Origin of the sequence: Gemmatimonas sp., assembly GCF_044376735.1 — a bacterium.
Classification (GTDB): Bacteria; Gemmatimonadota; Gemmatimonadetes; order Gemmatimonadales; family Gemmatimonadaceae; genus Gemmatimonas.
Genome location: NZ_JBILKJ010000103.1, coordinates 1 through 9,942, shown reverse-complemented (window position 1 = coordinate 9,942; position 9,942 = coordinate 1). Strand labels below are relative to the sequence as shown.

General features: G+C 66.8%; 5 protein-coding genes. 3 read left to right on the top strand and 2 right to left on the bottom strand.

Annotated elements, in window-relative coordinates; all coding sequences use genetic code 11:
* A partial coding sequence (locus tag ACIRA7_RS12275; RefSeq protein WP_396221136.1) for a penicillin-binding transpeptidase domain-containing protein occupies positions 1-886 on the top strand: 886 nt, incomplete at its 5' end.
* 203 nt (positions 887-1,089) lie between these two features.
* Here ACIRA7_RS12275 and ACIRA7_RS12270 read toward each other — a convergent pair.
* Positions 1,090-2,781, bottom strand: coding sequence for a GNAT family N-acetyltransferase (locus ACIRA7_RS12270; protein WP_396221135.1), 1,692 nt, complete (start codon positions 2,779-2,781; stop codon positions 1,090-1,092).
* Between the two features lie 120 nt (positions 2,782-2,901).
* The gene (lon, locus tag ACIRA7_RS12265) at positions 2,902-5,394 is read right to left on the bottom strand and encodes an endopeptidase La (RefSeq protein WP_396221134.1); all 2,493 of its coding nucleotides are present in this window, start codon (positions 5,392-5,394) and stop codon (positions 2,902-2,904) included.
* Between the two features lie 345 nt (positions 5,395-5,739).
* Between lon and ACIRA7_RS12260 the strand changes: the two genes are divergently transcribed.
* Positions 5,740-7,836, top strand: a complete 2,097-nt coding sequence (locus tag ACIRA7_RS12260; protein WP_396221133.1) for a protein kinase — start codon at positions 5,740-5,742, stop codon at positions 7,834-7,836.
* Between the two features lie 12 nt (positions 7,837-7,848).
* Positions 7,849-9,942: protein kinase (locus ACIRA7_RS12255; RefSeq protein ID WP_396221132.1), on the top strand; the 2,094-nt coding region annotated here is incomplete at its 3' end.

The window sequence follows — 9,942 nt, the reverse complement described above, 5'->3', positions numbered from 1 at the left end:
GATCGCGCAGGGGCTGGCGGCCAATGCGATGGTGGCCGATACCGCGCTGCGCATCCGGCTCGACAACGGACAGACGTACAGCCCCGACAACGCCGACAATGCGTTCCTGGGCGCGCTCACGTTGCGTGAGGCGCTCACGAAGTCGCGCAATCCGGTGGCGGTGCAGCTCGCGCTCGCGGTTGGCATGGACTCGGTGATCGCACTGGCGCGCCGCGCGGGGCTGCGCTCACCCATTTCGCCGTATCCCTCGAGCGCACTCGGCGCGAGCGTGGTGCAGCCGCTCGATTTCGTCGCAGCGTATGCGACGTTCGACAACGGAGGCGTGGCCGTCGAGCCGCGCTTCGTGCAGCGCATCGAAGATCGCACTGGACGTACGGTGTTCACGCCACAGGTGGCACCGGCGCGGCCGGCGATGGACCCGCGGGTGGCGTTCATCATGCGCGACATGCTGCAGGATGTGGTCACGCGCGGCACCGCGACGGCGCTGCGCAAGATCGTGCCGGCGCGCATCCCGGTGGCGGGGAAGACGGGCACCACCAACGACAACACCGATGTGTGGTTCGTCGGGATGACGCCGGAACTGGTCACGGGTGTGTGGCTCGGCTTCGACAAGCCGGCGATGATCTCGCCGGGCGCAGTGGGTGGTACACTGGCAGCGCCGATCGCGGGGCAGATCATCGCGGCGGCCTACGGCAATCGTGCCAGTGGCATCTGGACACCACCGCCGGGCGTGGTGCCGGTGGAGCTCGATCGGGCCACGGGACAGCCGTCGGATAGCAAGACGCCGGAAGAGCGCCGCTATGTGGAGTGGTTCATGACGGGCACGGAGCCGGGCGCGCCGGTGTGGCCGTGGAGTCTGTTTCGTTTGGGGCCGATCGGATACTGACCGCTGATCCAGTACTCAGTGGTCAGAGTACTGGCATCAGACTGGTATAGTGGTCGGAGTTCAGCAACTGCAGTCCAGAGTGCCGAGGGGGTTTGGGTGGTTCGTGTACGTGCGGGACGGCGGGTATGCACGGGGCGCCACGGCGCGATGCGGGCACGGAGTACCTCTGACACGTAAACAACGAGGGTAAGCCAACGGCGCTTCTACAGGGCGCGGCTACTGCGTATCCGTGTTGTTTCCATCCATCGGTGTGATCCGTGTTCCGGCTGTTCGCGAACTCTCAGTGATGACAACGCTGCAGCGGCAACGCGATCGAGGGCGATCGGAAAGGCGCGCAACGCCTCCGGCGCATAGTGCCCCATGAGACACACCTGCAGCCAGTTCCGCTCGCGCAGATAGCCGCTCTCGAAGCTGACCAGCCATCCGGCGTCGCGGAGCTGCTCACCGAGTGCGTGTGCGCTGACGCCGGCGGGCGGAATCAGTGTATGCACCGCGGGTGAGGCGTGACTGGCGTCGGCCAGCACGCGCCAACCGCGCGACTCCATCGCCCGACGCAGCCATGTACCGTCGAGCGCGAGGCGCCGGAAGCGCGCCGGCCAGACGATCTCCGACAACGACGCGCCGAGTGCGTCGAGCAGATTCGACGACTGTGTGAACGGCACGCCCTGCTGTGCCACCGCGAAGCCCAGATCGAGATAGCGCGGGATACGCGTACTGGGCGTGCCCACGGTTCCATCATGGAACACGATGGCGACGCCGGGGAATGCGGCGAGCGCCTTGCCGCTGACCGCGCTGGCCATCCACACGTCGCGCAACGAAAGGGGCACCGTGCCGAGGCTGCTGATGACGTCGAGCGCCAGCTTGGCGTGGTGCGACCGCGCGAGCTCGGCGAGTGCGTTGAGGTCGTTCATCACACCGGTGGACGTCTCGCTGTGCACGGCCCAGAGCCAGCTCGCCCCCGTCTGCTGCATCGCGCGCGCGGCGGCCGTGTAGTCGAGTGCGTCACCCCACGGCGCGCGCACCACCGTGTGCGGGATTCGCATGCGCGTGGCGTGATCGATGAGGCGCTCGCCGAACTCGCCATTGCTCACGATCACACCGGGCGCGTCGAGCAACGAGATCTGCGCGGCAACGACATCGTTGGCCAACGTACCCGAGCCCAACAGCATCGTGACGTGCCGCGCGTTGGCCAAGGCACACAGCCGCTCCTGCACGTCGCGATACCGCGCGTGAAACGCGTCGGCCCGATGCGAGGTGGCGCCGCGCTGCATCGCCCGCTGGACGGCATCGCTGATGCCCACCGGACCCGGCAAGAAGTTGGCGCCGCTGCTGAGTGCCTCCGCACCCTCGTTCATGGCGTCCGGCCACGCCAGCACTTCCTCGGCCGTGATGTACATCGGCTGATACGACGCCTGCTCGCTGCCGATGAGCGGGCCGAAGGCGTGGAATCCGAGATGGCGGTAGAGGCGGAGCTGGCGTGTGGTGCCCGACATGATGCCAAGGTCGAAGCCCTGCGCCAGGAAATGCCGCGTGATGAATCCCACGAGCTGCGCGAACACACGGCTGGCGCGGAACTCCGGCTCGACCGCCAGTAGCCGGATCTCGACCGGCGTCCGGCCTGCCGGGAGATAGTCGTCGACGCTGCCCAGCTTCTGGTCGAGTGAGAACGGACGCTGTGTACGCCCGCTCACCATGCCGACCACGCGGCCGTTCAATTCGTACACGGCATATACGTTGTCGTCGTGGAATCGATCCACGTGACGCCGCGCGGCATTCGGCGCGTGCTGGGGAATCTCTTCGACGAAGGTCCGATAGTTCAGCGCGTGGATTGCCTCGTGGTCCGCCTCGGTGGCCAGACGTACGCTGCCGCGTATGAACGATTGGGGCATAGTCATGGAGGCAACTTGCGCTCGTCAGGGGGCCAGCGGAATACGTCATGCGACGTAGTCCGGGGGTGACAGGCCACGGACAGCCCACCACCCCCGGCTCCTTACTTCGTACCCCGTACTCCGCGTTTATACCCCAATCAGCTCTTCCACGTCGACTGGCGCGGCGCGCCCCTGATCCACCAGGGCGATGGCGAGCACTTCGCGCATCGTCTCCACCGGGTGGAAGATCAGCTGCTCGCGCACTTCGTCCGGCACGTCCTCGAGGTCCGCTTCATTGGCCTTCGGGATGATCACTTCCTTGATGCCGGCGCGGTGGGCGCCGAGCACCTTTTCCTTCACGCCGCCGATGGGCAACACGCGGCCACGCAGCGTGATCTCACCCGTCATCGAGACGTCGCGCCGCACCTTGCGGTTCGACATTTCGCTGACCAACGCCAGCGCGATGGCGATGCCGGCACTGGGGCCATCCTTCGGAATCGCGCCCGCCGGCACGTGAATGTGTGCCTCGCTGGCCGACGCCACCCGGCTGGCCGGGATCCCGAGCGCCGCGGCATTGTTGGTGGCGTAGGTGAGGGCGGCGCGCGCACTCTCCTTCATCACGTCGCCCAACTGTCCGGTCAGGATCAACGAGATCGGGCCCACGCGCACCACCTCGGCGCTTTCGTCACTCGTCACCGGCGCCGCCGACCCACGACGAATGCTCGCTTCCACGAACATGATGTCGCCGCCCATCGGGGTGTAGTACATGCCCGTCGAGATACCGACCTCATCGTGCTCGGCCACGCGCTCCGGATGCACCTTTGGCCGGCCCAGCAGTTCGCGCACTTCGTCGCTACTGATCACCTTGTCGTCGATCGTGGCCGTGTCGCCCATCGCCACCCGTCGCGCGACTTTACGCGCCACCGCGCCGAGCTGACGCTCCAGCTGCCGCACACCACTCTCGCGCGTGTACTCGCTGATCACCTTCATCACCGCGTCGTCGGTGAAGGTGAGCTTGCGCTGGCCCAGTCCCGATTCCTCGAGCTGCCGCGGAATTAGGTACGTCTTGGCGATCTCGGACTTCTCGCGCTCGGTGTAGCCGCTGAAGTCCACGACTTCCATACGGTCCAGCAGCGGACCGGGGATGTTCTGAATGAAGTTCGACGTGGCGATGAACAGCACTTCGCTGAGGTCGAACGGGACGCCAAGATAGTGATCCGTGAACGAGTCGTTCTGGGCCGGGTCGAGCACTTCCAGCAGTGCGCTGGAGGGATCGCCCTGATATGACGTGCCCAGCTTGTCGACTTCGTCGAGCAGGAAGACGGGGTTCTTGCTGCCTGCCTGCTTCATCCCCTGAATGATCCGACCAGGCATGGCGCCCACGTAGGTGCGACGATGACCGCGGATATCCGCTTCGTCACGCGCACCACCGAGAGCCACGCGCACATACTCGCGACCCAGTGCACGCGCGATCGACTTGGCGATGCTGGTCTTGCCGACACCCGGCGGTCCGTTGAAGAGCAGGATCGGTCCCTTCGCCATGGCGCGGGCCTTCGCCTCCTTCGCGTCGGTTTTCTGGCCGTCCCCGGTGGTGTCCACTTCGGAGGCGACCTGCTGCGCGCGCAGTTGACGCACGGCCAGGAACTCGAGGACGCGATCCTTTACGTCCTTGAGGCCGTAGTGATCCTCCTCGAGGATCTCGCCGGCACGGGCGAGCTCGAGGTGATCATCCGAGCGCTTGCTCCACGGCAGCTCGGCGATCCACTCGAGGTAGGTGCGAATGACCTGCGCCTCCATGGATTCGCGACCGGCACGCTCAAGGCGCCCCAGTTCACGCTCGGCTTCGGCGCGGGCTTCTTTGGGCAGCTCGAGCTTGGTGAGCTTTTCGCGGAGTTCGGTGATTTCCTTCGACTGATCGTCATCACCGAGTTCTTTCTGAATGGCCTTCAGCTGCTCGCGCAGGAACATCTCGCGCTGCCGCTCGCCCAGCTCTTCCTGGACTTGCGACTTGATGTCTTCCTGCGCTTCGAGCAAGCCGATCTGCCGCTGCACGTGTACGAGCACGCGGCGCAGGCGCTCTTCCACCGAGAGCGTCTCCAGCAGTCCCTGCTTCTCGGGGACGGTCAACTCGATGTAGCCCGCCACGAGGTCGGAGAACTTGCCGGCGTCGTCGACCGAGTCGAGCACCTGATGTACGACTTCCTCGGGCAGGCCGCGCTTTTCACCCAACTCGGCGGCACGCTCGCGCGCCTCCTTATGGAGCGCTTCGAACGCGGCGTTCTTGAGGTCGAGTGGCATCATCTCCTCGGCGGGGACGATCACCGCCTGGAGGTAGCCGTCGACCTCGGCGTACTGCAACGCCGTGGCGCGTTGCTCGCCTTGCAGCAGCAACTGCACACCGCCCAGACCGCGCTGGATCTGGCCGATGCGGGCGATGACGCCCGTGGTGAACAGGATGTCCGACGTCGGCTCTTCGGTGTTGTCGCGCTGCGCGACCGCAAAGACGAGCCGATCTCCCTTGAGCGCCGTCTCGATGGCTCTCAAGGTGCCGGGGCGGCCCGCCGCGATCGGCGCGGTGATGCCGGGGAACATGACGGTCCCGCGAAGCGGCAGGACAGGAAGTGTTTGGCGCTGACCCATGGCGTACGATCCCGTTGGAAGAGGAATACCGCTAGTCAAACGGCAGGTTTCGCACCGCGGGGATTACGCCATGGCGGCAGGCTTTGCCCGCTGATCGGGGGGGGCGTGCCGCAATGACGGAGCGGGTGGATTGGCGACCCGCCGATTTGTCGGTCCCACCATGGGGTGCTGCCGCGGTCAGGATGACCGATGCGCCGCTCGGGGGAAACTGACGGCGGGCCGACTTGCAACTCCCCGGGAACTTGGGCCGTACGGCAGGCGAGCCAGAGCGGCGCGGCTGCTGTCGCCGGTTTCCCTCTGGTGCTAGACTAGACGTACGATCCGACCTCCCCGATTCCCACGCGAGTGCCCGATTCCGTAGTCCCAGCCGCCGAAGATGCTGAGCTGCGCGCCCATGTGGAACAGGCGCTCAGTGCGACCTATGAACTCGATCAGGAGATCGGTCGTGGTGGCATGGGTATTGTGTACCGGGCCCGCGACAAGCGGCTGAAGCGGTTCGTGGCGATCAAGCTCCTGCCGCCGGAGCTGTCGTTCCGTCGTGACATCCGGACGCGATTCCTTCGCGAGGCGGAGACGGCGGCTCAGCTGAGTCACCCGAACATCGTCCCGATCTATTCGGTCGACGAAGTCGGCAACCTCGTGTTCTTCGTGATGGCCTGCATCGACGGCGATAACCTCGCCACGAAGCTGCAGAAGCGCGGACCGCTGCCGGTCGATGATGTCCGGCGCTGGTTGCACGAGGTGGCCGACGCGCTCGCGTACGCGCACGCGCGCGGCGTCATTCATCGCGACATCAAGCCCGACAACATCCTGCTGGACAGCATCGACGGACGGGCTCTGGTCACCGACTTCGGGATCGCGCGAGCGGCCAGCGACAGCGGCGAAACCTCGCGGCTCACCGCCACCGGCATGGCCATCGGCACGCCCGCGTATATGTCGCCGGAGCAGGCGTCGGGTGATCGTGACCTCGATGCGCGCAGCGATCTGTATTCGCTGGGGATCGTCGCGTATCAGATGCTGGCGGGAGAGCCGCCCTTCATCGGCGGCACCACGCCAGCGCTGCTGGTGAAGCATCTGGCCGAGGTGCCGGTGCCGGTGGCCTTGCGGCGTCCCGATACCCCCGACGATCTGTCGCAGATCGTCATGCGACTCCTCGAGAAGAGCCCGGAGCACCGTTTCCAAAGCGCCGGCGAGATGGTCACGGCGCTCAAGACCGGCGTGGTGCCGCCGCCGACCAATCCGACGGCTTCCCCGCTCACCACCGGCGTGCCGGTGCGGTTCACTGGGGCGCCGATCGGTGGGATGCCGTTGGCCGCCATGGGGGCGCCCGGTCCGACGGTGCCGTACGCGCCCGCGCCGTACACCCCGCCGGCGTATCAGGCACCCAGCTATCAGTCGCGCACGGCGGTCACGCCGCCCGCGACGCCCAATCGATTGTACGCACCGTCGCTTTCGGATGACGAACTGTACGTGGCGACGGCCGAGGACGAGGCGCGCTGGTACGCCCCGCCGGTGGTCGCGTTCCGCCGCAAGCTGGCCCCGTATCTGTTCGTGAACGGCGCGATCCTCGCCATCAGCGTCTTCACCAACGGCGACATGTTGGGGCTGACCACGCTGTGGACCGTGTACATCGCGTGGAAGTACGCCAAGCTCTGGGCAGACGGGTTCGACTGGACCGACGTGCTGAAGCAGCCCAAACATCGCATGCTCGGTGAAGTCCTGTCCGATCTCGGCGACAAGGTCATGGCCACCTTCAGTCGCAAGAAGCGCGAAGAACTGCGCGCGCAGGGGCGTCTGCGCAACCGACTCGATGGGGTATTGTCGCCGACGCCCATGGCGCCGGTGACGCTGCGTGCCAGTGTCGCGACGCCGAACGCCCCGTCACGCGATGACGAACTCGGCGAGTTCGTGGCGATGGTCAAGGCGGCGCGTGCCGATCGTGAGGAGATCGCCCGTCTGCTCGGCACGCTGCCGGTCGACGAGCGCGGGCGTATTCCCGATGTCGCCCGCACGGCCGTTGATCTGGTGAACAAGGTTGAGATCATCGCCCGCGAGATCGCGCGGGCAGACCGCGAGCAGGGGCCTGATGCCGCCCGACGCATCGATCTCGAGATCGGGGCGCTCGAGGCCGAAGCCAATCCGCTCGACATGCAAGGCAGCGAAGGACGCGTGCGTCGTCTCGCGCAGCTCCGTCGCGATCGTCGCGCGGTGGCCGATGCGCTCGGCAAGCGTGCCCTGCGACGCGGGCAGCTCGAGAGTTGCTGCATTGCCCTCGAGAACGTGCGCCTCGACCTCGTGCGCCTGCGTACCGGCAACAGTTCGGTCCAGCGCGTCACGTTGGTCGCGGAGCAGGCGATGCAGCTGGCGCGTGATGTCGATATCGCGGTCCAGGCTGCCAACGAGGTGCGCGAGGCCACATCGTCGCGCGCTGGATCGGCGTAATCGGACCACGTGATGCCTGACGGTCAGCGCGCGGCCAAGCAGGCGGCGGAAAACCAGGCCGAGTCGAATCTCCTGCGCGACCGCGTCACGGCCGCGATCGGCGATCGCTATCTGGTGGGGCAGGAGGTTGGTCGCGGCGGCATGGCGGTGGTGTACGCCGCCGAGGACGTGCGTCTGCAGCGGGAGGTCGCGCTCAAGGTGCTGCCGCCCGAGCTCGCGTTTCGCGGCGATGTGCGCGAACGCTTCGTGCGCGAAGCGCAGACCGCGGCGCGGCTCAATCATCCGCACATTGTGCCGATCTATGCGGTGCACGAGGAAGGCGGACTGGTGTGCTTCGCGATGGCGCTGGTCAAGGGCGAGAGTCTCGCCGCGCGCATCGTGCGCGAACCGCGCCTGACGTTCGAGTACATCGCGCACATGCTCGAGCAAGTGGCCGATGCATTGGCGTACGCCCACGCGTGCGGCGTCGTGCATCGTGATGTCAAACCGGACAACGTCCTGATCGACACCGAGTCCGGTCGCCCGATGGTGACCGACTTCGGCATTGCGCGCGCCGCCGAAAGTGGATCACGCCTGACGCAGACCGGCATTGCCGTCGGCACGCCGGCGTTCATGAGTCCGGAGCAGGCCACCGGCGACCGCGAGATCGACGGACGCAGCGACATCTATTCGTTGGGGGTCGTGGGCTACCTCATGCTGGCTGGCCGACTGCCCTTCGAGGCGACGACCACGCCCGCGATGCTCATGAAGCATGTGAGCGAAACGCCCATGCCGATTCGCGCGGTGCGTCCCGATGCACCTCACACGCTCGTGGAAATCCTCGAGCGGTGTCTGGCCAAACGGCCTCAGGATCGGTGGGACAATGCGCTGAAGCTGCGCGATGCGCTGCGCAAGGTGCAACGCGATGGCTCGCTGCTCACGGGCGCGCACCGCGCATACGCGTCGGCGCCGTTCCCGTCGTCGGCGCCACCACCGGTGAGTTTCAGCGGGACACCCAATGCGCGGACGCCGGACCGTGGCGACGAGGCACGCTACGGTCATCGGTCGGAAGACTGGGCGCCGCGCAATGTGCTGGCTCCGGCACCTGCTCCGCGCTCGTATCCCGCGCCGGGTGGGTTGCCGCCGATGCCGGCGCTGCCGCCGCTCCCCCCCGGCGCGCCACGCGAGCAGGTGCGCGAGTGGAACCGCGCGTCGAAGGAAGCCATGCAGGATTGGCGGATGGCGGTGCGGCAGCAGCGCCGCGACGTGCAGGCGCAGTGGAACGATCAATATGGTGATGCCACCAGTGCGTGGCGTAGCGACGATGACGTGATCGAGCGCTTCAAGGGGCAGCTGCTGTCGACCGCCGGCATGATCGTGTTTCTCGGTGTCATCAACGCGACGACGAGTCCCGGATTCCCGTGGGCGATCTTCCCGGCGATGGGCATGGGAATGGGCGTGCTCGGTCGCTACATCCGCCTGCGCCGTCGTGGTATCACACTGGCGCGCATTTTCGACGGCGAGGTGACCCCGAAGGCGGACGCCGATCCGCGTAGTAAGCCGGCGCGCATCGCCGAGGCGTCGCGGGCGTTCGTGAGGCACGCCAAGTGGGTGCTGGGCTCGGCCACGGTATCGATCGGCAGTCTCGCGATCGGCGCGCCGTTGGATCTCAAGCTGATGGCCGTTCCCATGCTCGTTGCTGGAGTCGCCGCGCTCGCCAGCGCGCAGATGCTGGCGCGCGATTTCATGCGCCTCCGTCGCCTTGGCGTGTCGGCGGGCGATGCCTGGAATGGCTCGTGGCAGGCGATCGCGGCGTCGTCTGACGACCGTCCATACGACGTGAAGCTGCGTGAGCAACTCGCGCTGGTGGCCGGCGATCAGCTGCTGGCGTCGGCCTACGGGGAGATGCTGCGCAACGCGGTGGACGACCGGCTGACGATCAAGGAGGTGACGGCCAAGCTGTCCGACGCTGACAGGGCGCTGGTCCCCGACGTCGAGCCTACCGCCGAGGCGTTGCTGGAGCGCATCAGTGCGCTGGCCAACGGGCTGGAACGGCTGCAGCGGGATGTGCCAACGGATGCGCTGCCACAACTCGAGGCCCGGGTGGCATCGGTGCAGGCCGAGCCC

Coding starts and splice junctions, on each gene's coding strand:
- lon (WP_396221134.1), bottom strand. CDS start 5,394: ATGGGTCAGCGCCAAACACTTCCTGTCCTGCCGCTTCGCGGGACCGTC.
- ACIRA7_RS12270 (WP_396221135.1), bottom strand. CDS start 2,781: ATGACTATGCCCCAATCGTTCATACGCGGCAGCGTACGTCTGGCCACC.